The 24705-nt window shown below is 40.1% G+C and carries 26 protein-coding genes; 6 read left to right on the top strand and 20 right to left on the bottom strand.

The features are described from left to right. Nucleotides 1-30 precede the first annotated feature (30 nt). The 4 genes from M8E35_RS14265 to M8E35_RS14250 form a co-directional block, all read right to left on the bottom strand. Nucleotides 31-1011, bottom strand: a complete 981-nt coding sequence (locus M8E35_RS14265; RefSeq protein ID WP_252469841.1) for a UbiA family prenyltransferase — start codon at nt 1009-1011, stop codon at nt 31-33. A 6-nt stretch (nt 1012-1017) separates the two neighbouring features. Further along, on the bottom strand, nt 1018-1476 hold the full coding sequence (locus M8E35_RS14260) for a helix-turn-helix transcriptional regulator (protein WP_252469840.1): 459 nt from the start codon (nt 1474-1476) through the stop codon (nt 1018-1020). A 195-nt stretch (nt 1477-1671) separates the two neighbouring features. After that, on the bottom strand, nt 1672-2310 hold the full coding sequence (locus M8E35_RS14255; protein WP_252469839.1) for a DedA family protein: 639 nt from the start codon (nt 2308-2310) through the stop codon (nt 1672-1674). 301 nt (nt 2311-2611) lie between these two features. Beyond that, nucleotides 2612-3370: a carbonic anhydrase gene (locus M8E35_RS14250; protein ID WP_252469838.1), complete on the bottom strand. Its 759-nt coding sequence runs from the start codon at nt 3368-3370 to the stop codon at nt 2612-2614. Nucleotides 3371-3557: 187 nt separating this feature from the next. Between M8E35_RS14250 and M8E35_RS14245 the strand changes: the two genes are divergently transcribed. After that, nucleotides 3558-3695 carry a NapC/NirT family cytochrome c gene (locus M8E35_RS14245; RefSeq protein ID WP_252469837.1) on the top strand — a complete coding sequence of 46 codons (138 nt, stop codon included), beginning with the start codon at nt 3558-3560 and terminating at the stop codon, nt 3693-3695. Nucleotides 3696-4047: 352 nt separating this feature from the next. On the opposite strand, the gene M8E35_RS14240 is transcribed toward M8E35_RS14245, so the two are convergent. Next, nucleotides 4048-4761, bottom strand: coding sequence for a nickel/cobalt transporter (locus M8E35_RS14240; protein WP_252469939.1), 714 nt, complete (start codon nt 4759-4761; stop codon nt 4048-4050). A gap of 197 nt (nt 4762-4958) precedes the next feature. Here M8E35_RS14240 and M8E35_RS14235 point away from each other — a divergent pair, with 197 nt between their 5' ends. Further along, entirely contained in the window at nt 4959-5441 is a 483-nt protein-coding gene (locus tag M8E35_RS14235; protein WP_373887453.1) for an NfeD family protein, read from the top strand. A 158-nt stretch (nt 5442-5599) separates the two neighbouring features. After that, nucleotides 5600-5986 carry a YtxH domain-containing protein gene (locus M8E35_RS14230; RefSeq protein WP_252469835.1) on the top strand — a complete coding sequence of 129 codons (387 nt, stop codon included), beginning with the start codon at nt 5600-5602 and terminating at the stop codon, nt 5984-5986. A gap of 93 nt (nt 5987-6079) precedes the next feature. Here the strand turns inward: M8E35_RS14230 and M8E35_RS14225 are convergent, their stop codons facing one another. Together M8E35_RS14225 and M8E35_RS14220 are read right to left on the bottom strand one after the other, a co-directional pair. Further along, complete coding sequence (locus M8E35_RS14225) at nt 6080-6544, bottom strand: C-GCAxxG-C-C family (seleno)protein (protein WP_252469834.1); 465 nt, start codon at nt 6542-6544, stop codon at nt 6080-6082. 111 nt (nt 6545-6655) lie between these two features. Further along, nucleotides 6656-6997 (bottom strand): toprim domain-containing protein, encoded by a 342-nt coding sequence (locus M8E35_RS14220; protein WP_252469833.1) that lies wholly within the window; start codon nt 6995-6997, stop codon nt 6656-6658. A gap of 414 nt (nt 6998-7411) precedes the next feature. On the opposite strand from M8E35_RS14220, the gene M8E35_RS14215 reads away from it, so the two are divergent. Continuing rightward, the gene (locus M8E35_RS14215) at nt 7412-8194 is read left to right on the top strand and encodes an enoyl-CoA hydratase/isomerase family protein (RefSeq protein WP_252469832.1); all 783 of its coding nucleotides are present in this window, start codon (nt 7412-7414) and stop codon (nt 8192-8194) included. A 74-nt stretch (nt 8195-8268) separates the two neighbouring features. Here M8E35_RS14215 and M8E35_RS14210 read toward each other — a convergent pair whose 3' ends face one another. From M8E35_RS14210 to M8E35_RS14165, 10 genes are all read right to left on the bottom strand, one after another. Next, a complete protein-coding gene (locus M8E35_RS14210; protein WP_252469831.1) occupies nt 8269-9036 on the bottom strand; it encodes a formate dehydrogenase subunit gamma in 768 nt (255 codons plus the stop codon). Continuing rightward, the gene (locus M8E35_RS14205; protein ID WP_252469830.1) at nt 9017-10093 is read right to left on the bottom strand and encodes a 4Fe-4S dicluster domain-containing protein; all 1077 of its coding nucleotides are present in this window, start codon (nt 10091-10093) and stop codon (nt 9017-9019) included. Before M8E35_RS14205 ends, M8E35_RS14210 begins: the two co-directional genes overlap by 20 nt. A 311-nt stretch (nt 10094-10404) precedes the next feature. Then, nucleotides 10405-11250: an ectoine/hydroxyectoine ABC transporter ATP-binding protein EhuA gene (gene ehuA, locus M8E35_RS14200; RefSeq protein ID WP_289710837.1), complete on the bottom strand. Its 846-nt coding sequence runs from the start codon at nt 11248-11250 to the stop codon at nt 10405-10407. A 36-nt stretch (nt 11251-11286) separates the two neighbouring features. Continuing rightward, nucleotides 11287-11937: an ectoine/hydroxyectoine ABC transporter permease subunit EhuD gene (ehuD, locus tag M8E35_RS14195; RefSeq protein ID WP_252469829.1), complete on the bottom strand. Its 651-nt coding sequence runs from the start codon at nt 11935-11937 to the stop codon at nt 11287-11289. Between the two features lie 2 nt (nt 11938-11939). Beyond that, a complete protein-coding gene (ehuC, locus tag M8E35_RS14190) occupies nt 11940-12581 on the bottom strand; it encodes an ectoine/hydroxyectoine ABC transporter permease subunit EhuC (RefSeq protein WP_252469828.1) in 642 nt (213 codons plus the stop codon). Nucleotides 12582-12673: 92 nt separating this feature from the next. Further along, nucleotides 12674-13558, bottom strand: coding sequence for an ectoine/hydroxyectoine ABC transporter substrate-binding protein EhuB (gene ehuB, locus M8E35_RS14185; protein ID WP_252469827.1), 885 nt, complete (start codon nt 13556-13558; stop codon nt 12674-12676). Nucleotides 13559-14031: 473 nt separating this feature from the next. Next, complete coding sequence (locus tag M8E35_RS14180; protein WP_252469826.1) at nt 14032-15459, bottom strand: LysM peptidoglycan-binding domain-containing M23 family metallopeptidase; 1428 nt, start codon at nt 15457-15459, stop codon at nt 14032-14034. Nucleotides 15460-15716: 257 nt separating this feature from the next. Then, entirely contained in the window at nt 15717-18143 is a 2427-nt protein-coding gene (locus M8E35_RS14175; protein WP_252469825.1) for a coiled-coil domain-containing protein, read from the bottom strand. Beyond that, nucleotides 18133-19293 carry a metallophosphoesterase family protein gene (locus tag M8E35_RS14170; protein ID WP_252469824.1) on the bottom strand — a complete coding sequence of 387 codons (1161 nt, stop codon included), beginning with the start codon at nt 19291-19293 and terminating at the stop codon, nt 18133-18135. Before M8E35_RS14170 ends, M8E35_RS14175 begins: the two co-directional genes overlap by 11 nt. A 33-nt stretch (nt 19294-19326) precedes the next feature. Further along, the gene (locus M8E35_RS14165) at nt 19327-20385 is read right to left on the bottom strand and encodes a GerMN domain-containing protein (RefSeq protein ID WP_252469823.1); all 1059 of its coding nucleotides are present in this window, start codon (nt 20383-20385) and stop codon (nt 19327-19329) included. Nucleotides 20386-20553: 168 nt separating this feature from the next. On the opposite strand from M8E35_RS14165, the gene M8E35_RS14160 reads away from it, so the two are divergent. Further along, complete coding sequence (locus tag M8E35_RS14160; protein WP_252469822.1) at nt 20554-20859, top strand: LapA family protein; 306 nt, start codon at nt 20554-20556, stop codon at nt 20857-20859. 229 nt (nt 20860-21088) lie between these two features. On the opposite strand, the gene M8E35_RS14155 is transcribed toward M8E35_RS14160, so the two are convergent. Then, on the bottom strand, nt 21089-21994 hold the full coding sequence (locus M8E35_RS14155) for an Fpg/Nei family DNA glycosylase (RefSeq protein ID WP_252469821.1): 906 nt from the start codon (nt 21992-21994) through the stop codon (nt 21089-21091). Nucleotides 21995-22202: 208 nt separating this feature from the next. Between M8E35_RS14155 and M8E35_RS14150 the strand changes: the two genes are divergently transcribed. Then, nucleotides 22203-22511, top strand: a complete 309-nt coding sequence (locus tag M8E35_RS14150) for a thioredoxin family protein (protein WP_252469819.1) — start codon at nt 22203-22205, stop codon at nt 22509-22511. A 108-nt stretch (nt 22512-22619) separates the two neighbouring features. Here the strand turns inward: M8E35_RS14150 and M8E35_RS14145 are convergent, their stop codons facing one another. Both M8E35_RS14145 and M8E35_RS14140 read right to left on the bottom strand, forming a co-directional pair. Next, entirely contained in the window at nt 22620-22844 is a 225-nt protein-coding gene (locus M8E35_RS14145) for a MoaD/ThiS family protein (protein WP_252469818.1), read from the bottom strand. Between the two features lie 76 nt (nt 22845-22920). Further along, nucleotides 22921-24645: an aldehyde ferredoxin oxidoreductase family protein gene (locus tag M8E35_RS14140; RefSeq protein WP_252469817.1), complete on the bottom strand. Its 1725-nt coding sequence runs from the start codon at nt 24643-24645 to the stop codon at nt 22921-22923. Between the last annotated feature and the right edge of the window lie 60 nt (nt 24646-24705).

Genomic DNA, 24705 nt, shown 5'->3' with positions numbered 1-24705 from the left:
AGGCTTCGGCGAAACTTATGCTTGAGCATCCTAGGATTTAGGATCTGTGTGCAGGTCAAATAAGAAGCCTACAAACATATAGGATACTAAAAATAGGAGCATAGCCAGTTCGGTATTGAATAACGCAATAAGAGTTGCCTGACCGCAGATGCAAGCGCGGAAATTAGCCACCAGTGAGTAGTAGGTTCTCTCTCCTTGAGGATTCTTAAAATATAGATATCCCGTCCACAATTCCAGAAAAAATGTTAATCCAGCTAGAATCAGAAACATATTGTTAACCCTAGCTTCGATAAAATTATTCATATAGAGCACTAAAAAGATTCCTGCAGGAAGCAGAGCGGAAATAGCAGCCAGATATCTGGACTTGTCAACTCCTAAGCGCACGATTATTGTCCGTTTGCCTGCAGCCTTATCCCCTTCATAGTCTTTAAAATAAGTATAAAAGGTCATTAATCCATTCATGACAGCCACTAGAATTAGTACTGAAACACGACTATATGTAAAATAAGGAGAGTTTGTCGGACCGGCTGCCAGGAACCCATAGGCGGTGCAGGTAGAAATCATCAGACCAAAGACAATGTTCCCTAAAATCCCATGGGCTTTAGCGTATTCGTAGACAATATTTAATAAAATTCCTAAGATTGCGGGAAAAAGGGCAATTGGTTCCAAATAGATATATGTAGTCAGTAAAGAGATAATCAGCAGTATTCCTGTTAAGGTCAGCGCTTTTTGCGGATTGAGTTCACCATTAACCATGGGGCGATGCGGTGCATTCACGCGATCCTCTTTCAAACCTAAGTAGTCGTTAATAATCTGGTTTATGCCCCAGCTGAGAAAAAGCACGACCAGCACAAGGGCTTTCTTTTCAGTCACTGGAACTATCTCTACGGTCTGAAATGGAGACTTGGCGATGTACTCATAAAAGGCCATTCCTATCCAACCTGCAATCCCTGTTACAAATGCGTAGTAAAGCCTCATTGATTTAATATAAGCCCTAATAAAATTTAACACTTTTTATTAAACCTCCGCTTTCTTCAAGAGCTCTCGAAATCTTTTTCGAATATAGGCATCATCAAAGGAAGAGCAAATCCTTCGGTCTTGACCATCAAGAATCCTGTAATGCCTGGAGATAATATTCTGTTGGATTCTAAATTGATCCTCCCCCTCTATATCAGTCCACCATATTTTCCCGCCCATGGTTTTTTCGTTACTTTCATAATCAGTAAAGGCTAAAGAAAGGATAATATCTTGAGGATCCCCTCCAAAGGTCATCTCTAGGACTTCACTGTCTCTAAAAATTGTACATAAGGCCACTGCACCAGACCAACCCAGGAGGGACCTACCTTTCTCAATCTGAACTAAGGTCTTTTTGGATATACCTATTATATCGGCCATCTTATCCTGGGTATAATCCCTTTCAAGGCGGATTAACTTTAGTTTCAGTGAGACTTTATTAATAAATTCTATTCTTGTCATTGAAAATACACCCTTTCAGTGTAATTTTACACTATTTCTGCCTGTTTTGAAATCCAAATCTAGGGGAGAAGAAAAAATAATTAAAATAATTACCCATATTGGTTAAAGCAAAAAGCCCAACTTAATCACAAATTGTGAATATGCTGGGCTTTAAGAAAAACAGATTCTTTTAAAGAGCTAATATTTATATTACGCCTATCTTCGTCTTTTACTTTGAAGATACGGAACAATTGTTGGCAACAAAGAAACAAAGATTATCGCAAAAATTACATAGGTAAAATTGTTCTTAACCTCCTCTATGTTGCCAATGAAATACCCGGCAAACATAAACAGACAGACCCAAGAAACACCGCCGATAACGTTATATACACTATATCTTGTAAAGCTCATTTTCCCTAATCCTGCAACAAAGGGAGCAAAAGTACGGATTATCGGTACAAATCGAGACAGTATTATGGCTTTGCCACCATGTTTCTGATAAAAGGCATGAGTCTTATTAAGATACTCCTTCTTAATAATGCGAGAGTTTCTCATGGCTAGTATTTTATGTCCAATTGTTTTACCAATAAAGTAATTTAATGTGTTACCACCAACCGCAGCAAGGATGAGAAGCACAATTGCTGACTTAAAGTCTAACGCACCTTTTGCCCCTAAAGCCCCAATCGCAAAAAGTAATGAGTCTCCTGGAAGGAAGGGTGTAACCACAAATCCGGTCTCACTGAAAATAATAAGGAAAAGAATTAAATAAGTCCAAGTCCCGTAGTTCTGAATTATTTCAACTAAGTGTTTATCGATATGGAGAATAAAATCAATTAGTAAGGCTATAAATTCCATAAAAGCTCCTTTAAAATCCTATTTTTAGATAGTCACAACTATTTGTTATTCGACAGAACTCTATTAAAGTCCTTCATTAAGTATATACCTTATTTTTCCACACCCTGTTTGACTTAGGTTACAACCTGCAAAAGGCTCCCCTGGCATTAGTTATCGGGGAGCCTTTTGATACATTTAGACCTCTTCAGATTATTTTATTATGTTTTAATATTTTAGATTTCTCTCAGGGCTTAATATTAGTTGTTTGACCTAACTAACATAAAAGACTGACTACTTACTTAATTGCTTGCTTGCTTACTTACTAATCAATCAACTTCAGTACACCTTCATCAAGATCATACATAATCCCTAAAACACTTACTTGGTTTGCTTTTAAACGTTCTTCAATAATCGGACTCTTTAAGATATCCATTTTAGCATTCTGAACGTTTAACTCTGCGCTCTTTTCAATCAGATCGCTCTCACTGGCGCCCATAGCCGTAGCTCTGTCCACTGCAGGCTTTATTTTATCTAGAATGGCTGTGATACTGCCATGTGTCTCCCCATTCTGCACAGCAGCAGTTACCGCACCACATTCTTCGTGACCGAGAACTACGACTAAAGGAGTATTCAGATGCTCAACAGCATACTCTACACTTCCTAATTCAACTGGGGTAACCACATTTCCAGCGATTCGGATAACGAATAAATCACCCAAGGCTTGGTCAAAAAGAAGTTCGGGAGGAACCCTCGAATCTGAACAACTTAAAATAACCGCAAATGGATGCTGACCGTTCTTCATCAATTCACTTCGTCTTGCAAAACTTAGATCCTTACTTAAAGGCTTACCTTCAGTAAAGCGCTCATTTCCATCAAGCAGAAGTTGTTTTGCTTCATTTGGCGACGAAATAATTTCTGTTCGTTTGTAGACTGGCGCAGCCGCCAGTACTTCCTTAGCGGCAGTGCTCTCCACCTCTGCAGGTTGTTCCACGGCTGTAGGTGAGATCTCACCGCCACAGCCGTTAAGTATAAGAGCTAGCATAAACAAAAAGCAACTAAGAAGGGTTAATGGTTTTCTCACAAAATCTCTCCTTACTATTTCTAGTCATAAAACAATATATTTCCATTTTACCATAATAAGGAGTAGTTTCCTAATCATCCTTTCCAATTTTTTTAAGATTCTTTCCTTGTATCTTTGACATGTAAATTGATGATAAAAAAAATATATTTGTACATACTATTTTTCATGTATCAAAGGAGGAATTCTTATGTGGAAAAAGGTTATTTTGGGCAGTCTTATAGCAATCATAGGTTCATATGTTCTATTTCAAATAGCTTATGTTGCGACATCCGGGCCTTCTTTTTGTGCCAAGTGCCATGAGGTTAAAGAATACGTTACATCCTAGCAGCAATCCCCTCATAACAACCTTAACTGTTTAGAATGTCATCAACCTAGAGGTGAATTGGGGAAATTCCACGCAAAGGCCCGAGGGCTAAACTATGTATTTCAACACTATAGCGGTGACTTTACAGTTCCTACTCGTGCTGTTGTCTCTGACCAAAATTGTCTCATATGTCATTTAGGGGACAGCGAGACCTATCCAGATACGTTACGCTTAAAAAATACAGCTAAGGTAAACCACTACGAAACTATAAAGAAATCGCAATCTTGTTTAGAGTGTCATCGAGACGCTTCACATGCACTAGATATTTACCTGACCCCTGACCTAAAGGGCGCTAAACCCCAGCGTAATTAATCTAGAATGCAGATACCCCTATATGATTAATGGATTGGAAAATTACTGCCCCACCTAGAAATATGATCAAACAAGAGGAAACCAATGCTAAACGATTAACCACCTGCCATTTTTCCAGTTTCTTCATTGTATGACTGGCTCGAACAACAAATAGTGCAATAGCTACCATCGTAATAGCACCTCCGATTGAGAAAGCTCCAACCAATCCTAAGCCTAAAGGAATTTTATCCGCTGAAACTGCCGCAAGAAGAATCGCCAGGGCACTTGGACAGGGAACAATTCCAGTAAAAAAACCAGTCAGAAATAAATCGAATCGGCTGGAAGGATTAGTCTTCAACTTAACATGATTATGATTACATTGACTATCGCAATGATGGCTGTGTACGGTGTTGTGATATTTTTGCTTTTTTTCATAATTACTAAAGAGTCTTTGCGTAATTATATTAAGTCCTATATAAATAACGACAATTCCTGAAATAAGTTGGAGCCAATGGATTAAATTTTCCGGCACAAATACTTTTACCGCCGTCGAAGCCGAAACAGCTAAAAGGACAATTGAGAGTGTATGGGCCAATGCTGAAATTAGCCCAATCATAATTGCTTCTTTCATTTTAGCACCGGAAGAAATTAAATAAGCAGTAATCACTCCTTTTCCATGCCCCGGTTCTAAAGAATGAAGGGCCCCTAAGCCAATAACCGCTGGGAAAGTATACATTAATTCCAAAGTAGATTCCTCCCAAATAAAGCTTACTATTTTTTATATGCAAGCCTGTCTCATTACTTTCCACCCTTAACCTATTAATTAAAAGAGAATTTTAGAATATACACAAGGATCTTGGGAGACGTGACTAGAATTGCCAATTAAGCAGGAACATGTTATATAATCTAGTAAAGGTTTCTATAAGGAAAGAGGTGGAAACGTTGGGGACTGGATTAGTTGCTACTTTATTTGTAATCGGTATCGTACTCCTCATCTTGGAGATTTTTGTTCCCGGAGGCATTCTCGGTCTAATTGGTATCATTACTCTGAGCATAGCGATTATGCAATCGGTTGATTCTTTTGCTCTAGGCCTCTTTCTTATATTTTTATTACTGCTTTCTTTCGCAGGACTATTCGCCTTGAGTTTCCGCCTGCCTCAAACTCGTTTTATTTGGGATAGATTTTCTCTGAAAACGTGCCAAACCCAAGAAGAAGGCTACACAGCGCCCCTGCGAAGCTACGAAATCTTCTTGGGCAAACACGGAATTGCACTCTGTCAATTACGCCCAGCAGGGACAGCTGATTTTAGTGGTGAACGACTTGACGTTGTTACAGAGGGAGTATTTGTAACCACTGGATCAAGGGTCAAAGTAATAGCTGTTGAAGGTACACGTGTTGTTGTCCGGCAAATTTAGATGACAAAGCATCAAACTGAAATAGATTCTCTAAACTTTCTATGCTGATTATTAAACGTTAATTAGTTAAAAAAGTAACGATCTGAATTAACTTCATGATATAATAATAAATATACATGTACCATAATATGTAATTAACGTAAGGAGAGGATGAGAATATGAAAAAGATTCTAAGAACTGATCAGAGCCCTTCTCTCAGCACGATCGCGGTTGCCGCCCTTGTTGGAGGCTTAGTAGGCTCCGTTGTCGGCCTCATGTTTGCCCCTAAAAGCGGCAGAGCATTACGTCAAGGTATTCAAGAAAAAACCGATACTGTTTTAGAACGCGTCGGGGACATCACTCTTCATCATGCTGGCACCTTAAAACATCAGGGAACCGATCTCGCGACAAAAGGAAAAAGGTTAGCAGATGATCTTCAATCCTTTATTCAAGAATCTCTAAAGACTAAAAAAGCTGACATCATAGTCAGTCAAAGCGATGACCTGCTCCCACCTAACGTGGAGGTCGTTTCTGCAGAACCTGAATCACAGCTTCAAGAAAACTAGAGAAATGACTACATACTAAGAGCAAGCAATTTATCTTTTAATAAAGGTAATTGCTTGCTCTTATTATTGCTGGTACTGTTACAACGTATGATCTTAAGCTATAGTAGGCCAAGAAAAATCAGCATCAACTAATCCCTTTTCTCGAATGAACTCCATCAGCAACTTAGCCGTTCCTCCAGTAAGTTTTAAACAACCGCGCAAATGCTCTTGTGAGTCAAACTCATGGAGATTTAAGGCCCTGCAACAAGTAGCTCCGTATTCTTTAAGGAATCGATCGTGAAAGTCGTGAGCTAGGTTATAAGCTGGCTCTCTAGCTTCTTCGGGTTCAAAGCGACCCTTAAAAAGACCTAATACCATGACGGAGCCTGTTAAGGCACCACACATACAACCGGCCTGCCCTAATCCTCCTCCAAAACCAGTAGCCATTTTTAAAGCCTCTGAGCTCACTGGATTGTTGAGCATCTCATTAAAAGTATGCACGATTGACTCAGAACAATTTAGTCCATTTCTGAATTTATTACCTGCACGCGAACGAGCTTCCAAAGCTAAGTCATTCATTAAATCTCCACCCTCTTAAGTAATTATAATCTAGTTATTCTACATTAACGACCAGATTCCTACTATTCTGAATAATAATATTCTTTAGAGGTGGAGTTTATTTCATGTTTGTCAAAATAGTTCTTCAGCGTCTGGTATCTTCACAGCGAAATAAGCGCCCTCGAGAATCCTGGCCAAGACACTAAGCGGAGTGGTCGCCACCTCTCGATACATACGGTGGGTGTATAAGTGCCGAACGTTAGGAAATTCTTGTTTAAATAACCGCCTGGCTTTATCACCTGCATCATCTGCATCCAGGAGCACGCAAACTTCATCATCACTGTAATTCGCTATCAACTCTTCCAATTTATCCAAACCCAAAGTTCCATAAGTGCAAACTATCTCGACTGGTTCATCCAACATCTGGAGCAAACGTTGTTTATCTGTTTTCCCTTCAACAATAATGACTCTCATATTCCACCCATTCTTTCTATAACCATTTTCTTATCATTTTACTTCTCGCAACTCATCTTAGCTCGAGCCAACTAAATACTAATCACTTCATTTTTCAATCCCATTTTAACTAGACTCTACTCTTTACTAAGCAAATATACCTAGTTTTACTCAATCAATTCCGAGACACCTACTTCCTCAAGTGGGTGTTCCTTATTCTACTTCGGTGATGGAGACTTTCGTCACCGAAGTCTCGATGTTCAGCTTTAGCTGAACGAGTTCACTGCTTGTACTATTTGGCTTAAGTACACTTCGGAAATAAATGAATTTAAATTCATTTATTTGCTTAATCAGTCCAAATAGCATAGATTTTCCAGTTAAAATATATTACAGTACAAGTAGACAAGAATGCAATAGAAATGGGGGAATAAAAAAATGAGCTATGGAAACCATCTAGCCTTTGATAGGGATGGCAGAATCGGAATAATAACTCTTGATAATGCCAAAGGATTCAATTTAGTTGGTTCAGATTTTCTTTATGAATTAGAGGAAATCCAAAAGGAAATCCTAAATGACCATAACCTGGCAGGAATCATAATAAACGCTAATGGTGAAAACTTCTCTGCTGGAATTGACCTTAAATTCTTACAGAGTGTCAGTTCGCAGTTTATAATGGATAACCTTGTATGGCTGCAAAATTTGTACTCTTTTTGGCAGGAGCTTCCTATCCCGGTTATTGCTGCGATAAATGGCCTGTGCTATGGTTCTGCTACTGAACTAATTCTCGGTTGCGATATTAGAATAGCCGCTGAGAATGCTAAGTTTTCTCTTCCTGAAGTACGATTTGGTTTATCTCCCGATATGGGAGGAACTACCCGCTTAACCCATCTGGTGGGTATAGGACAGGCAAAGCGACTGATTATGGGCTGTGAAGAAATTGATGCAGAAGAAGCATTGCGAATTGGCTTGGTTGAAATTTTAGTAAAAAATGAAGCACTTAATGAACGAGCGATGAAGCTTGCCCATAAAATGGCGGACTTCCCTCCAGCAGGGATTCGTTTTGCAAAGAAAGGGATCAATTTAGCTAATGAAAGCAGCGTCCAGACTGGATTGCTCTTCGAACAGTCTCAATCTACATTTTGTTGCGGTACGGAAGATTTACGCGAAGCGGTTACAGCCTTTCTTGAAAAAAGAAAACCTGTCTTCACGGGTAGATAATCTCTGAAACATCTCCACAAAGGAAGAACTCCTCACGACTATTTGTGAGGAGTTCTTCCTTTGTGGTAATCCGGCTACAGGGACTGATTCTTGTAATTGTCGTGTCTCGAATCGACCGCGCGAAGATGAGTTTCTGATACATCGATATTAGATTCATTGATTTCTCCATCGCGAAGGAGTCTTGCATACCAAAGACTATGACGATGTTTGACATACTCCCGATTAATTGAGCCCGTGAACATCCCCGGAAGAAGCGGGCGGTTTTCTTTAAGCAAAAATGCTGCTAAGTGCCCAATTATGCCAAAGATAATTAAGCCCGTACCCAGGTTATGCAATGCAGTGTTCCAATACAAGAAAGAATGTGAGAGTTCAATACCTGGAACATTCTTAAAAGTCTTAATCAAACCCGTAACAATCAATAGGAAAAGACTTACCCCGATAAACAAATAAGCTACACGTTGTTCGGCTAGGTATTTATCCGAAGCGGGCTCTTTCCCTTTGGTCAGCATTGCTTTGATAATCTGATAAGATTCTTTCATATCACCCTTACGTGGGAAGATATCAAACTCTCGGCGGGCAAATGCATATACAACATGGAAAAATACCGCAAACAATAGACCAAGCGCACCCAGATAATGCAGGTTAATGGTTATAAAATAATCTCCAAGCCATTCCGCTCCCGGCAACTTAGTGACATTGTACCGAGTATACAGGGGAAGTTGCCCTAAGCCCGTGATAATAAGCAACAGGACTGAGAGAGCAGTTGTCCAGTGGACAAACCGATTGGCAAGGCTTTGTCGTAATATTTTACTTTGCTTTGTGTTAGATATTTTCTTCGCCATCGTTATTCTCCCCTCCTTGATTGTTCGTGTTCTGCTGTTTTCGTTTTGCATTATCCCCTTTTATGGTTCGATAAGCTGTTAGACCTGCAACTGCCGCCCCTGCGAATGGAGCCATTACCGCACTGATAAACATTCCTTTTCCTGTAGAAAGGTAATTTTCAACATTAACAGGCATACCAGGGCGACCTGGAGCAGTATCCTTTTTGGTCGCTTTGTCCGCTTTAATCGCCGCATCAATCATCTCAAACGGAACTACAGAAACATAAAGAGTTGCTGTTCCCCTATTTTCTTTATCCCCATAGACATAACCATCAATTTCTTTAGCCTTTTCGTAAGCAAGGTTTCTTATGTCATCTCTGGGACCAATCGAGATGGCACCTGTGGGGCAGGCACTTACGCAAGCGGGTTTTTTGCCTTCTGCCAAAAGATCAACGCACATATCACACTTATACATGACTCCACCACCAGCTAAGTCCGGTGCAATATCCAAGTAAATTCCAACTCCGGCTTGACGTTGCGGAATGCCCCATGGACATACGTCACGACATTTTGCCCCTCCAAAGCATATTTCATCATCAATGGATACAGCCCCGGTGACATCTTTAGTGATCGCGCTAAAAGGACACAACTTTGAGCAGGTCGGATTATCACAATGCATACATCGTCTTGGAACATAAATTTCTTGCTCGGCCCCGTTATGCTTAACTTTAACATGATCGACAAACGTCCAATTATAAGGAGTCAAACGGCTTTTGAGATCTCGCTTATTAGACCAGTCTTCAACTTTATCTTGTGGCCAGTATTTTTTCAAAGGCTTTTGCGGTTCTGGGAATCGTTTCTGATTATGCTTACCACATGCTTCGACACAAAGTGGTGTGCCATAATTTTTACACCCGTCACACTTTGATAGATCAATTAGAGTACCCAACTTTCCATTACTTAAACCTGCGGCCTGAACAGGCTTGTTAAGACCCGTTGCTGCTAATGCTCCAAGTAAACCGGCCGCAGTAGTTCTCTTGAAAAATGTTCTGCGAGAAATAGTATTATCCTTCTCCATCCCCTATACCCCCCGTACGTATTATATTATATATTTATCATAAATCGGGGCAATTGACAATAGGAATTTTTAACATACCTATGAGGGGTTTTATTTGAACACAGTTTGGAAAATTACAAAAGCGAGCCGAACGGCCCGCTTTTGTAAGCTATTTCATTTTTATCAATTTTGAGACACCTCTTCAAGTAGGTGTTCCATATTCTACTTCGGCGACGAAAGCCTCCAGTACGATAATCTCCACCGGAGACTATCGTACTGGAGACTTACGTCACCGTAGTCTCGATGTTCAGCTTTAGCTGAACGAGTTCACTTTAATGCCGATTAAATCGACTTAAAAATGTTTGTAATCGTTCGCTTTCAGGATTATTAAATATCTTCTTCGGCGGACCTTGTTCAATAATCCTCCCTTGATCAAAGAACAAAATTCGATCTGCTACGTCCTTTGCAAAATCCATTTCATGGGTGATCAAAAGCATAGCCATTTCTCCTTCTAAAGCGATCGCTTTTATCACTTCCAAGACTTCACCGACTAACTCCGGATCGAGTGCCGAAGTGGGCTCATCAAAAAGCATCACTTTCGGGCGCATAACTAGAGCACGAGCAATTGCTACACGTTGTTTCTGTCCTCCTGAAAGCTGTGCAGGGTATGCATCAATTTTGCTCGAGAGCCCAACTTGTGCAAGCATCTTCACAGCCCGTTCTTTAGCTTCTTCCTTACTTAGTCCGAGCACATTTCGGGGGGCTTCCATGACGTTTCGTAAAATTGTCATATGTGGGAAAAGGTTAAAGTGCTGAAAGACCATACCGATGTTACCCCGTACTTGATGAAGATGTTTTTCGTTGGCTTTAATCAGTTTATCGTTCACTCTCTGATGCCAGAGCATTTCCCCTTCAACTTCAATCGTACCGGAAGTTGGTTCTTCCAAGGTCATGAGCAGGCGGGCTAAAGTCGTTTTACCCGATCCACTGGGTCCAATTAAAGCTACCTTTTCACCTGGTGCAATCTCAAGGTCGATATTCTTTAGAACTTGAAGATCACCATATGACTTACTGATATTGTTATAAATGACAATCGGACCCACTATATTTTTACGAGCTTCGCTTCCAGTATTTTTGGTTGGGTCCTCATTATAGATTAATTTCAATGGTACACTCATACGATCAACCTCCTTCGAAAATTTTCTCACTTAGGTCTATCTGAGATTTAGTCGAACTTCCAAGCGCCTCACCATAAGCGAGGATGAATAACTCAATACGAGGAACAGCACTCCCACTATTGTAAAAGCTTCCAGATAGCGGAATGAGTGAGAACCAAGCATCTTAGCTGTTTGCATTATCTCAACTAGTGTGATCGCTGAGAGTATGGGAGTTTCTTTAAACATAGTTATTAGATAGTTCCCCATTACCGGTATTACAGGTGGAATGGATTGGGGCAAAATAATTTTCTTCCATGTATTGAGGGTGGAAAAATTAAGTGCTTTAGCCGCTTCCCATTGTCCAGGCGGAATTGACTCAATTCCACCTCTATATACCTCGGCAAGGTAGGTGCTGTAGTGAAGTCCTAAACCAATAACCCCAGCAACAAATGGAGTAAGGGACAGTCCATACTCAGGCAGGACATAAAAGATAAAATATAGTTGCACTAAAAGAGGAGTACTTCTGACAAACCCCACAAACCCACCCGCAAATAAGGAGAGCGGTTTAAAATTAGATCTGCGGGCAAGAGTCAGCATCAAACCCACAACCAAAGCAACAACAAAAGCGACAAAAGTGGCAGAAACAGTTATTTTCAATGCCTTTAAAATCTCAGGTAAGATCATGATAGCATATTCCCAGTTCCACATACTTAATACCTCCCCGCAGATAACCTGTGTTCAATCCACCGAATCCCTCGAGTAAAGGGCAGGGAGATGACAAAATAGATGATCAACAAGACTGAAAATATTTCGGTTGGACGCATTATTGAGGAATTGAGAACTGTCGCCACAAATGTTAAGTCTGAAAGGGTTATCAGTGACACAAGTGCAGTGCCTTTAAGCAATTCGATTATTAGATTACCGAAGGGTGGAAGCATCATTACTAAAGCTTGTGGCAATATAACCAACCGGGTTCTTTGCCAAGGGGTCATATTAAGGGCAATAGCTGCTTCCGTTTGTCCTTTAGGCACGGAAATAATAGTACTTCGCACAATCTCAGACCCATAGGCGCCTGCATTAAGAGAGAGCGCCAATACACCGGCGACCATTTTTGGCAACATAATTCCGAACAATGGCAAAGCAAAGTATATCCAGAAGAGTTGAACAAACAAGGATGTTCCTCTAAAAATCTCGACATAGGTTGCAGATAGCAAGCGGACTGCTCTAAATTTTGAAAGCCGGCCAAATCCTGCCGCAAAAGCGAGAAAAAAGGCGATGACAGCGGAGAATAGGGTTAGTTCAATTGTTATTTTTGTTCCCTCCCAGAAAGAAGGGAGAATATCAAACCACATAGGTTTACACCGACCCCTTTCGGAAAGGTTTTAGAAAGCGCTTTTCAGTATTCTTAGAAGTTTATTCACTGGCACAATTGAGTAGAAATTAACTAGCTTGCAGCTTTGCTTAACTCTTCAGCCGTTTTATCACCAGGCAACTCTTGTTCGGTAAATCCGAAGGGAGAAATGATCTTCAGCAACTCACCGGAGTTTTTAAGCTTTTCAAGTTCACTGTTAAAAGCCTCACGGAAATCCTTATCTTCTTTGCGGAAGGCTGTAGCACCATAACCAAGGACTTCTTTGCCGTCAATAATCGGTTGCATAAAGTCCATGACTCTTTCTAAATCTGGATTGTTTGCAGTTTCAAGAGTTGCTTGGACAGATGGGCCAGTGGCAGTAAGGGCATCAGCACGTCCAGATTGGAGAGCGGATAAGGCAGCTGGCATATCAGGAACAGTCATAATTTGCTTCAGTGGAACTCCAGATTTCAAGAGATAATCATACTCAATCGCTCCTCCAGGAACGGCAATTTTTGCTTTGGGATTAGCTGCAATATCTTCGTAACTGTGAATATTAAGCGGATTTCCTTTTTTAACGGCAATCCCCTCTCCAATACTGTACTCAGGATTAGCAAAATCTACTTCTTTTGCCCTTTCCGGATTAATGAACATACCAGCAGTAATCATGTCAAAGCGCTTGGCATTAAGTCCGGGGATCAGAGAAGCAAATTCAGTTAATTCTCCTCTCATTTCATTAATACCCATATTTTTGAGAGCTGTCCTTGCAACTTCTACTGCTTCTCCAGTAAGCTTTCCGTCTGGTGTTTGATATGCATAAGGCTTTTCATTAGCAAATCCAACAACCACATATCCTCTTTCCTTTGCGGTTTCTAAGGCAGATTTAGCATTACTCTCAGTCCCCGATGCTCCGCAACCTGCTAATCCAAAAAGGGACAAAGCTAACGTAACTGCGAGAAGTGGTTTAAATCGTTTCATTTTTAATCTCCTTCCAAGTTATACTAAATTAAAGTTTCAGATTCCCTGCTCTTTGCTATAAATGAAGTGTAGCAAGCAAAGGCAAAATTAAAGAGAACCCTTTTCGGTTCCCAAAAGAAAAAAACGCATTAAGATGTTACAAACCGCTTACGAAGTTGATTAGCTCAGGGGTATAAGCATTAAATACCCAACTTTTGGGCGCCTAACCCTAAAAGCGGTTCCCTCGTTTTCCTTTTGGGAAATTAAGCCTTAAAGGCAAACAATAGTTTACTGACAACTCAATGATAACAGATAAGTTGTCGGAGTGTCAAGGTTAAACTTCCACAATGTAATGTCCATGACTCGAACAGGACATTCAAGATTAGTGCTTGCTAAGAATAGAGGGCGACATGATTTCAAGTTGGGCATAACGCAAAAAAGTCTTAGGCACTTTTTAAAATGTGCCTAAGACTCTTATATTTCTTGTTAAAATGCTAACGCAAAGAATTAAGTGGATTCACTGTATCTCCATTTACAATTACTTCAAAATGGAGATGTGAGCCAGTTGAACGCCCAGTTGATCCCACTAAACCAATCGTCTGCCCTTTAGATACGCTCTGCCCTGCGGAAACTAAAAGTTTAGTAGAATGGGCATAGCGTGTCATAACTCCATTGCCATGATCAATGGTAATGGTATATCCATAATTACCACTGTATCCAGCACTTACAACTTTACCAGCACTTGCAGCTGTATATGGATCGCCTTGATCACCAGCAATATCAATTCCTGTATGGTACTCGGAGTGACGGTATCCGTAGTAAGAAGTTATCGGCCCTCTTAGCGGCCATGACAGCCCAGAAACAATGCTCCCACTGCCTCGAGAAGAGGCAACAGTAACACGTTGCGGCCCTTTCTCAATTATTTGGGAAACAGCTTCTTTTAGTACTTTTTCATCCTTAACAGTTTGGGTAACCACCTGACCATTTTTTTGGACGTAAGCATATTGGACTTCTTTTTGTCCATCACTTCCAGGTTGCTTAACTTTTGTTTCTCCGCTCGGCAAACTTGTGTCAGTTTGTGTGACTACATCAAAAGGTATCGTTTCAGTATCCGTGCGAACGCCTTCACTTACAACCGTTATGTAAGGCGAAATCTTGTCCAACATTATCTTTTCCCCAGGTTTAAGAATGGTATCTTCATTTGTCCCTGGATTACTGGCTAAAACTTCTTTTGTCTTCATATCGTTTTTCCGTGCTATAAGCCACCAAGAATCCTTTTCCTGAACAGTATATTCCACCTTTTGCAAATTGCCTTGTTTAAGCTTTTCTAGGGCTTGCTCGTAGGAGATAATTTGTTCCAAGGGAGCTTCTACCGGTTGTGTCTCTACTTCATCTTCAAAAGAGACAGATGATACTTGATTTTTATCACTCGGCTTTGTGTAGTACTCTTGAAAATCTTTAAGTAATTTCTCTCCGTCTTCAGCATTGGCCAGAACAAAGATTGGTTCTTTGTTGACCTTTAACATAACTCCATCAACATAATAAGAAATGTCTTCTGCTAAGTCTGACTTAGATAGAGATCTAAACTCTGCATTCTTTATTCGAACTGAAGAGTAAGTAATACTATCATGAGTTTTAGCTGCAATGCCGAATGGTTCTCCTTTTTCAGTGAGAATCTGATTGATCATTTCTCCAGCTTGACCTTGATCAGCGACAAGGCCAAGCTTTTCTCCATTTACAACAATAAAGACAGCTGAAGTGGTTGAATTCAGATAAACTATTCCACTCCCCATAAGGAGCAAAAGAGCAAGAGATCCGCCTATAACTCTTGGAGATTTCCAAGGTATATTCTTAATTGTGAAAATCTTAGCTTTTAGATTTTCTAAGTATTGCTTTACAGGTAAATCGCCAACTTTTTTCATAGAACCCCCTTAAATTATATTTGGGTCAAATTCGATTTAGAATATTATATTTGTCAATCATTCTTAATTGACTTAATCCCCTATTATTTTCTATTATTCTGCCTTGATTGTCAACTTAATCTGGAAAATACTAAACTAATTATGTTTGAACCAAGAACAAAATATTAATTTTCTCTTACTTATAAAAAAAGAGGGCTGAGTTCTCTATTCTAACCCACCCTCATTGTAATCTCAGTGTTTTGCTTGTATATATTGGTTCAAGCACCAAAGCACAGAGAGTGCCAACCTTTACTTGAAAGTTTTTCAACCTGATTAGGATCCGTGGTACTAATTACCACTTGTCTGGAAAATGACAAATTATAAAGATATCGTATTACATCTTCCCAAAAATTCGGATCCTCATTAGTTATTTTTTCAACTGAGAATAATAAGGGTATTTCGGTATTAGGAGTAAGCGCTAATTGTGCAACCGCCATACGGTAAGAAAAATAGTTCCTTTTCGCTGCACTCTCCCCTTCCATTTTTAAGGGGACTGAAGAGAAACTGTGATCAAAAATCCACTGTTTTTCTTCACTGAGTGTCTTTTCGTATTTAGTTTGCCATTCTTGCCAAGATAATTCCAACAAAGTCTGGGCATCATCTAATGCATGACGTAACTCTTCATACCCTGTCCATTGACTTTTCCTTAGTTCTATGTTCTTCTCAAGAACAGACAAAGAAGTGATTTTCCGGCGCTTGCCCTGAAGTCGTTGATTGAGATCTTCTATTTCTTGGCGCATTTCCACTCGCCTTTTATCCCAAGAAGTCAGTTCCATCTGCCTTTCTTCACTAGAAAGAAGATTTTCACGTTCCAATTCCGCTAAAGGTTCCAAGATATCTGAAATCTTCTCCATATCTCGATCACCTAGCCTTCTTTCAAAACGCTCCGATAAAAATGCAATTTCCAGCTTAACTTCATCTCTCTCTTGAAGCTGTCTAGCCACTTTGAATACTGCTTCAAGCACTTCCTCTCGATCAGTCGTCGGAATTCCCCAATTCTTTAAATTTATGATCATACGTTCCGAGTATTCCTCTAAATTTTTTTCTTTAATTAACTTCTTTTCTACTGCTAAATTCATCTGGTTAAGTTCCAACGACAGTTGCTTTTTCTTCTGCTGATAGTCTGCCCAACCTAGCAGCCATTCTGAAAAATCAACAACATTAACCGCGGTAAAAGCTTGTTTTAAGATTTCATTGCGGGAATTTACAATTTTAAGTAATTTACTTTCTTGATTAACTTTTTCTTGCAATTTTTCTATCTGTCTTTGGACTATTTGAAACCGTTTTTGTTGATTATGAAATTTTTTAAGTTTATTCGTGAATTCCTGATAGTCTGACACAAGATACCCTTGGTAATAATCAAGAAGATGAGATGATAAGATTTCATCATACCTTTTCATCCCTAAACGCTTCCACAAAAGCCGATCTAAAGTGCAAAAAACTTTCGATCTCCGCCACAATTCTAATTTCTTTTCTTTTTTCGCAATTCTTCTAATATCCGCCTCTGTAACGTCGGACATTATCGCCGAATCAGTAAATAGACTGTTTTCCTGTGAGGCTGTAATTTTAAGTTTTTCAAGCTCTTGTTTTATGAGAATTAGGTTATTCAGCTTATCTTGTGCAACATTCCGTTCCTCTCTAATCCGCTTTAGTTGCAGATCCTCGTCTTCCTTAAATCTCTGATAGCCGGATGTAAGAAGAAGATTTTGGGTCTCATCAATTAGTTTTGAGCGCAACTGTACCTCATCAGCTAAGCTTTCTGCCTCTTTCTGAATACAAGCCCACTCCATGCATTCTTCACGAAAGGTTTCGATTATCTGATCCATTGATGACTCACAAGAAATAGCCTTCAATTCAGCCTCTAAACATTGCCGGCGATCTTCTAACTGCTTTATCTCATCTTGAAGTTGACGTAATTCACGATAATCAGGATTTTGCCTAAGCAACTCTATGCGCATTTGAATATTTGTTGTCGCGGCAATACTCTCGATTAAAATTGCTTCCTTTTCTTGAAGATTTTTAATTTCTATTTGGAGTAACCGTTCATCCTCTTGCTGGCGATGTATGGTCTCCCATTCAAGCCTGAGGTTATCATATTCAGCCTTTATAAGTTCCATACTTTCTCTTTGTTCTTTCACTCTCTTTTGAGCTCCGGCAAGAGAAGCCCGCATTTTCCTCAACGAAAGATTCTCATCTCCACCTTGGCTCAAGTTCCTAATGCGTGAGATAAGCTCATCCTGGTGGTCTCTTTCTGGCCATTCCACAATTCCTCCTTGTAAAAAAGCCTGTAATTGAGCATTAAATAAATATTCCCCCAGCGTCATATTTTCCGGCAGGCAAACGGTCTGTCCAGTTTCATCTAATATCTTCGAATATCTCTTCAATTCATTTTCCTGTTGGAGATATTCAACACGAATACTATAGCGAGCACTTTCTCCAGACATCCACACTTCGATCAATGAGTCGGGTCCTTGACCTAATAATTGTGATTCCTTCTGATCATAAAATAAGGTCAGCAGGAGATCACGAAATAACTTCTGACGACTTAGATCTTCAAATGTAATTAATACTGGACCTAGCGGAAGTATCCAATCACCATCCCGCAGACTGGCATAATTTTTAATCCTAATTCGTTCAATCCTCATCAACTGTCCGTCCCTGCCCTAGCGCTGTTAATCCGATTTTTTGTACTATCTCCCAATAATCACTGCTTTCTGATTCATCGGCATTAATTAAGCGTGCTTGTAGTTTATTAATGAATATTTTCGCAAGAGTAGGGAAGCCCTCCATACTCTTCTCTCTAGAAAGCACCGGAAATTCTAATTGAGGCTCAGTTCTCTCTTCTAAAGGGAGAACTGTAACAAAGCGAAACTGAGTCATGAGAAGATTTTGCAGAGGCTGAACCAACTCTTCAACGTCTAATAAGTTTCCCGATAACTTGATCCTGTAGAGATTCTTTTGCCGTTCTTCTAAGCTCGTCTCTGCTATTATATTCTCCGCAATTCCTTCAAGAGAAGACTGGGACTGGATTGTTAAATTCTTTTCAATATAACAACGTTGGCCCAGTTCTCGAAATTCAAATCGAGAAGATTCTTTCTGAATCTCCCCAAGAAGCACGCCATGCGGACCGTTATCCAGAAAACTTCTGGCTTCAAGTGATCCACAATCTGCCCAGTTTGTTTTTCCAGCTTGTTGAACTCCACTCCAAACTTCACGGGATCCTAAGGCTAAGTAATCCAAACCACTGGAAGAAACCTGTTCTTGTCGAATCGGAATAAAGCCTTCAGTATTCTGCTTTGAATCAACCATTGCATGAAGAAGCATAAGCTGAAGCGTACCGTCATTAAGCGGTTGAAAACTATCAAGGAAAGGTCTTTCCTGATGATAAGCTGTCCATCCCGCTCCATAAACAGTAACGTTATGAGAGGGAATTCTGACACTTGTTACTCCACTTGAAAATATATGGACATTGCTTGGCCAGACCGTTAGTCGATAGGCAGACGAAATAATCAGTGGGTCCCTTCTGCCTGGGGTTATGAAAACTCTCGTCCCCTCTAATTTAGCCAGCGATTTGGCTACCCGCTCGACAGTTTCCTTGCGAACATATTCTTGTTCAAACAAATCACCGGTCAGAAAGAGAAACTCGATTTTTTCAGATTGGCAAAGTGCAATAAGCGTTTGAAACGACTGCCATAAATCTTGATTTCGAAATGTTGTCCAGCTCTCAGGCCCATCCCAGAAAGGGCTGTCAAAACGAAAACCCGCACACTGTAAGAAACGCAGACATGAAGTCATGACTTCTTCACCTCACCCACTAAAAGGAATCGTTCAATGAAGTTCAACAGTATTATTAAAATCTACTGTGAAGAACTCACCTTTGTCCATCATATAATGTCCAGATGCATATGGGCTGCCTTCGACAGTTAAATAAACTTTGTCGACCCCGTAATAGTTTCCTATTGTATTTGTGATACTTTGTAAAATCATGCTTTCATAACTGGAACCGGCGTTCATTTCACTTACAAATTCCTTTGTGAAATCAATGTAGGCAACGTTGTCCTTATTTAGGTATAAACTTTTAATCTTAGCATTGGGACCTAAAACCTTAGATATATCTCCATTAGGCAATTCTTTAAACGCCTTTTCCAAAACACTTTTTGTTAGATCATTCGTTTTAAAAGTAAGTTTCTTATTTACAAAATAAATCTTATCTTCATTTACATTTGGATAAAAGAATTTAACGTTTTGAGTCAGTGGAACATTACTTTCTAGTTTGCTTAATGAAGAAGAAACTTCAAATCCATCGGATGTAAATAGAGATTTTACGAGACCAATATTTGGGGCATAATAGTCTTGAATCTTATCATCTTTACCTTCAGTCGTAACTTCCAACGTTTTATAAGTACCCAAAGGTGTGGTTATCTCTGCCTCCAAATTTGTTATTGACCGTTTTCTGCCATCCGCCAAAACCCATGAGGTTCCCACAACTAATGGTTCTTTCAACAAAACTTCTTCTGTATTGCCAGGACTTTTGATTAGATTTTCTCGGTAATAACTTTCCCCTCTCGCAAACAAAACCGTCAGTTTGCCATCATTTATCTCAAGTACTTTAACCGTCTCTGTTCCACCATTGTTAGACCTTATCTGGACACGGTTTCCTTCGATATAATCAACCATAACATTGTAGGAGGCATATTCAATTCCTTTGCCCTCATACACATAATTCGTATTTTCTTTAAAGGAATAATAATCCTGGACAGTAAGTGGTTGACTAATCTCTTGCGGTTTAACATCCTCAGTAATTGGCTTAGTATCGTTCTTATTTGCGCAACCGTTTAAAAGAACAAGCGTAAATAATAAGCTCATGACGAAAATTATCTTTTTCATTGTTATGCCTCCTTGGTTATTTGATGTAAGTATAGCACGAAGCTATCCTAAAAGTAACACTTCAGAAGCAAGGATGAACGGTAGAGTGGATAAAGTTGAATTCTGTAAAATATCTGCAGGAATCTGGAAGATAGCAATCGAATTAATAACAAGCGAGGAGGTTAACGCATGTTTGTACTCATCTTATCCCTAATTTGTTCATTACTTATTGCAGTCTTTGCTGTCCAAAATGCTAAGTTAGTAACAATTCAGCTATTATGGGTTACTAAAGATGTTCCTTTAGTCCTGGTAATCTTGGGTTCGGCATTTGCGGGAGCTTTAATAATGCTCTTCTTAGCTATCTGGCGCGAACTGAGACTAAAGCTTAAGCCTAAACACCATCCGAAGGATCAGAGTATGAATAACGACCTTCCTGTCCTGCAAGAGAATTCAACCTTGAAATCAACTGATGGTACGGATAAAAACGAAGTCTAGCTCGATGTCGAAAAAGAGGGGCGGAAAATGGATGGCAAGTGTGCACTAAGCCATCAATGGCCTGTAGAATTATCCGGGAGGTTATGACATTCAAACGAGACAGATACCCTAAAGGTTTCTGTCTCGTTTGTTGTCGGATACTCAAACTTCTATTGAATAGGCGGCTGATGGATTGTCTCATTGTTCGGCTTTAGCTGAACGAGTTCACTCTACAGGAACTTAAGAAATCCTACCTTTGACAGTGAGGACAAAAAAATGCATTTCTTCCCCCGACTTCAGATTTCTGGATAGTTTCTCCACATACTAAACATGGTTTTCCAGCCCGATCATAGGCTTTGAAATATGTATTATACCCTCCAATAAAATCGTCCCAGGAAGCAAATGGTTCCTCCATGTCCCCACCAAGGCGGATAGAATCTCTGATACAGTTAACTAAGGAATTAAATAGATTTACTTTTTCAAGATGACTTATTGTTGAAATCAACCGTGTGGGCAAAATACCAGCGCTAAACAATGCTTCATTTGAATAGGCATTGCCTACTCCAGATATATTTTTAGGATTCATTAACCACGGCTTGATCATCCCCCTCTTCCCCTCTAGTAATTGAGCGAAATTTTGGGCACTGAAGTTTGGATCTAACGGATCCTTACCTAATTCCCGTAATTTTGTCTCAAGTTGCTCCTGTCCAAGGTAGTGCAAGTAGCCCAAAGTAAGATTGCAAAAAAAGAGCACCGACCCATCTGATAATCCGAATACCACACTTGCTTTTCCCGGCAAATCCTTGAATCTTTGTTTTAAATCCTCGGCATCGCTTTGCAATATTTCAGATTGTAAAGCAATTGCTTGGCTTACCTCATGTTCTTGCGGAGTTTCAGATTCAATTGTCATGAGAAAGAGTCTTCCATCCAGCATCATGTGAGTCAGAAGAAAATGACCATCATCAAGCTGAAATATAAGATACTTACCTTGACGTAAAATGCCCTTAATTCGTTTACCTATAACTGTCGTGCAAAATTCCTTACTTTCCAGGTTAACGCTTTTAGCTCGATAAACATTAGCGCGATTGATTTTCTTATCTTTAACCCACTGGTTCAAGTAGTTCTTATATATCTCCATTTCAGGAACTTCAGGCATAAAGTCCTCAATCCCCTTTCACCTTTCCTGCTACTTTATGATTCCACCGGTCAACTGGATTAATGCATTCTGCGCCATGTTTAGTAAAAGACGTTTTAGTGGAGTCCAGTGACATAGTGATTTCTAACAGAAGATATATATGAAAGCTAAGTTTTATTTTCTGCCTTCTCTGAGAAGACTATGGTAAAGCAAGGAAAGGATGTGCCTTATGATTAAAGAAATTTTCTCGGGTAAACTGCCAGCTGTCTTAATGAACCCAACTCCTTTTGCACTCGAATTCAGCTCGGAAAAAGTACCGGACAGTCAAAGACTCCATTCAGTCTTAGAAGAAGTGTCTAAAAGTCTTCATGACCAAGTCGAAATATATAATGTTAATGTTGACAAGGTTCCGGAAATCCAAACTATGTATGAAGTAAAGGATCTGCCTGCCGTGATTCTCTTCAAGGACGGTAAACCTCAAGACAAAATTATCGGCTATCATTCTGAACAAGATGTTCACAAGTTTCTTACACAGTAACCTATAAACGCGACCACTTTCATTAGCAGTGTCACCATATAATCTGACTGCTAAAAGAGAGGAGACTATTCTGAGCTAGTCTCCTCTTTTAGTAGGATTATGTTCCTGTTACATGCCCCCGACTGGAGGAGAAAATGCAACCGTATCTTGGTTTTGCAGGACTTGACCAAATTCAGCTTGGCAACTGTTAACCATACATATCGCAACTTTATCCAGTGGCAGATTATGCTTATTGATAATATCGATCACACGGCTATTTTCCTCGAGTTCAGTCTTTTCTTCCTTGAAACGTCCTTCACGAAGATCTCCAAAAAGTTTTACCTTAACCTCCATGTTCAATTGCCTCCTTGCCTGTAATACTATTAATATGACACATGTCATTAAACTTAAACTTCAAATTCAACTGCACCTAAAACTGAAATACCTGATCAAGCTCTTCGCCCGTAAAATCCCAGGTAACGTTATGAGGAGGTACAGGTTCACTGAAGAATTCCGGTAAACGATCATCCTTGTTAGTAAACCCGGCAGCTTCATTGAAAGCTCTTTCCGTTTTTAGAATATTGCGCCCAAGATTAAACCAGTCGTCTACAGACCATGTAGTCCCATATTGAGCATTAATCATCTCAATGAGGGCGTGAGAAACGGGTTCATAGTCGAGTATCGCAAACGCCGTGAAAATGCATAAACCAGCGCTATCAATGGAAGCTGTGGCAATCTGCAAGTTCCTGGAAAGTTCGATCTGACCCTCTTTTGCTAGGGGGTCAATGTGACCACCCACATTCAAAACATTTGAGGTTACGGAATACCCTGCAGTATGGTCTGCACCCATTGGAGTTGTAGCATAGGTTACACCAATGCCCTTTACTGCCCGTGGGTCGTAGGCAGGCATACTCTGGTGTTTAACTGTAGGTATCCGAGTTACTCCAAAAGCTTTGCCTGCAAAATCAGCGCCATTACCTAAGATGCGGCCGAGAGAAGTACCTTTTTTGATCTCTTCTGTAAATAATTTCAGGATTCCTTGACCATCCCCCCAAGGAAGAATACCAGCTTCCATAGCTACCATCATAGTTCCGGCCGTTTCGATCGTATCAATGCCAATGTCATCGCAAAACTGGTCAATATGAGCAATAATATCGAGATCGTCCACCGTGCACCCCGCCCCAAACCCCCAAATTGTTTCATATTCAAAACCAGAGGTAAGGTATTTCTTGTCTTTATCATTGTAAGTTTGAGAGCAACGAATAACGCACCCTACATGACAACCGTGGGTTGGATCACCCTCTCTGCTCATGATGGTATCATACATCGTCTCTCCACTAATTTTCTCTGCTCCCTCGAATTGACCCATCCTGAAGTTCTTAGTAGGCAGTCCGCCAGCCTCGTTGAGAATATTGACAAGTACATTAGTCCCATATTTAGGCAGGGCATTCCCGCTCACAGGGTGGCTAAGTAAGCCTTTATTAAAAATTTGGGCTGCTTTTTTAAACTTCTCCTTGTCGAGAATCTTAACGCCTTCTCCATCGTTATCATCTAGCGTTATAAACTTGATCCGTTTGGAAGCCATAACCGCTCCAAGCCCACCCCGTCCTAAGCTTCGAATATGGCCTTTAGGATCCTTTACAGAAATATTGGCTGCAGACATTTTAAATTCTCCAGCTTGGCCAATAGTGAGTACTCCGGTATTTTCTCCATACCTTGAAGTTAGAGTATGTATTACTTCATAGTTGCCTTTGCCCACGAGTTCAGTCTCTTCTTTGATTTCCACGCCGTCTTTATGCACATGAAGACAGTACCATTTGTCTCCTTCTGGGATGTCTTCGATGATCAAAGCTTTAACGCCAAGCTTCGCTAATCTTTGGGCAGCCGTTCCACCCGAATTACTCTCCTTAATACCGCCGGTTAATGGGCTTTTAGCCCCAGCCGATAAACGTCCTGCGTTAGCTGCCATGGTCCCCGACAACAACCCTGGGGCAAAAACTAATTTGTTTTTGTTTCCTAGCGGATGACAGGTTGGTTCTACCTCCTTGGCGACAATGACTGAAGTAAGACCTCTACCCCCAAGCACCTTCCAGTCTTCAGGCACTTCTTCCGCAACAAATGAGAGCTTTGACATGTTGACACGATAAATTTTCAATTCTACACCCTCCAAGAGCCACAATTTTGTGAACCCGTCATGCTTCACATATTCCTATTA

It is taken from the genome of Desulfosporosinus nitroreducens (assembly GCF_023897015.1).
Lineage (GTDB): Bacteria > Bacillota > Desulfitobacteriia > Desulfitobacteriales > Desulfitobacteriaceae > Desulfosporosinus > Desulfosporosinus nitroreducens.
The sequence above is the reverse complement of the archived record's forward strand: the minus strand, read 5'-3'. Positions and strand labels throughout refer to the sequence as shown.

What these genes read in the sequence shown, in the direction of transcription:
- M8E35_RS14260 (WP_252469840.1), bottom strand. Translation starts at nt 1,476, where the DNA reads ATGACAAGAATAGAATTTATTAATAAAGTCTCACTGAAACTAAAGTTA.
- M8E35_RS14255 (WP_252469839.1), bottom strand. Translation starts at nt 2,310, where the DNA reads ATGGAATTTATAGCCTTACTAATTGATTTTATTCTCCATATCGATAAA.
- M8E35_RS14245 (WP_252469837.1), top strand. Translation starts at nt 3,558, where the DNA reads ATGTGGAAAAAGGTTATTTTGGGCAGTCTTATAGCAATCATAGGTTCA.
- M8E35_RS14240 (WP_252469939.1), bottom strand. Translation starts at nt 4,761, where the DNA reads ATGTATACTTTCCCAGCGGTTATTGGCTTAGGGGCCCTTCATTCTTTA.
- M8E35_RS14230 (WP_252469835.1), top strand. Translation starts at nt 5,600, where the DNA reads ATGAAAAAGATTCTAAGAACTGATCAGAGCCCTTCTCTCAGCACGATC.
- M8E35_RS14225 (WP_252469834.1), bottom strand. Translation starts at nt 6,544, where the DNA reads ATGAATGACTTAGCTTTGGAAGCTCGTTCGCGTGCAGGTAATAAATTC.
- M8E35_RS14220 (WP_252469833.1), bottom strand. Translation starts at nt 6,997, where the DNA reads ATGAGAGTCATTATTGTTGAAGGGAAAACAGATAAACAACGTTTGCTC.
- M8E35_RS14215 (WP_252469832.1), top strand. Translation starts at nt 7,412, where the DNA reads ATGAGCTATGGAAACCATCTAGCCTTTGATAGGGATGGCAGAATCGGA.
- M8E35_RS14210 (WP_252469831.1), bottom strand. Translation starts at nt 9,036, where the DNA reads ATGGCGAAGAAAATATCTAACACAAAGCAAAGTAAAATATTACGACAA.
- M8E35_RS14205 (WP_252469830.1), bottom strand. Translation starts at nt 10,093, where the DNA reads ATGGAGAAGGATAATACTATTTCTCGCAGAACATTTTTCAAGAGAACT.
- ehuA (WP_289710837.1), bottom strand. Translation starts at nt 11,250, where the DNA reads ATGAGTGTACCATTGAAATTAATCTATAATGAGGACCCAACCAAAAAT.
- ehuD (WP_252469829.1), bottom strand. Translation starts at nt 11,937, where the DNA reads ATGTGGAACTGGGAATATGCTATCATGATCTTACCTGAGATTTTAAAG.
- ehuC (WP_252469828.1), bottom strand. Translation starts at nt 12,581, where the DNA reads ATGTGGTTTGATATTCTCCCTTCTTTCTGGGAGGGAACAAAAATAACA.
- ehuB (WP_252469827.1), bottom strand. Translation starts at nt 13,558, where the DNA reads ATGAAACGATTTAAACCACTTCTCGCAGTTACGTTAGCTTTGTCCCTT.
- M8E35_RS14180 (WP_252469826.1), bottom strand. Translation starts at nt 15,459, where the DNA reads ATGAAAAAAGTTGGCGATTTACCTGTAAAGCAATACTTAGAAAATCTA.
- M8E35_RS14175 (WP_252469825.1), bottom strand. Translation starts at nt 18,143, where the DNA reads ATGAGGATTGAACGAATTAGGATTAAAAATTATGCCAGTCTGCGGGAT.
- M8E35_RS14170 (WP_252469824.1), bottom strand. Translation starts at nt 19,293, where the DNA reads ATGACTTCATGTCTGCGTTTCTTACAGTGTGCGGGTTTTCGTTTTGAC.
- M8E35_RS14165 (WP_252469823.1), bottom strand. Translation starts at nt 20,385, where the DNA reads ATGAAAAAGATAATTTTCGTCATGAGCTTATTATTTACGCTTGTTCTT.
- M8E35_RS14160 (WP_252469822.1), top strand. Translation starts at nt 20,554, where the DNA reads ATGTTTGTACTCATCTTATCCCTAATTTGTTCATTACTTATTGCAGTC.
- M8E35_RS14155 (WP_252469821.1), bottom strand. Translation starts at nt 21,994, where the DNA reads ATGCCTGAAGTTCCTGAAATGGAGATATATAAGAACTACTTGAACCAG.
- M8E35_RS14150 (WP_252469819.1), top strand. Translation starts at nt 22,203, where the DNA reads ATGATTAAAGAAATTTTCTCGGGTAAACTGCCAGCTGTCTTAATGAAC.
- M8E35_RS14145 (WP_252469818.1), bottom strand. Translation starts at nt 22,844, where the DNA reads ATGGAGGTTAAGGTAAAACTTTTTGGAGATCTTCGTGAAGGACGTTTC.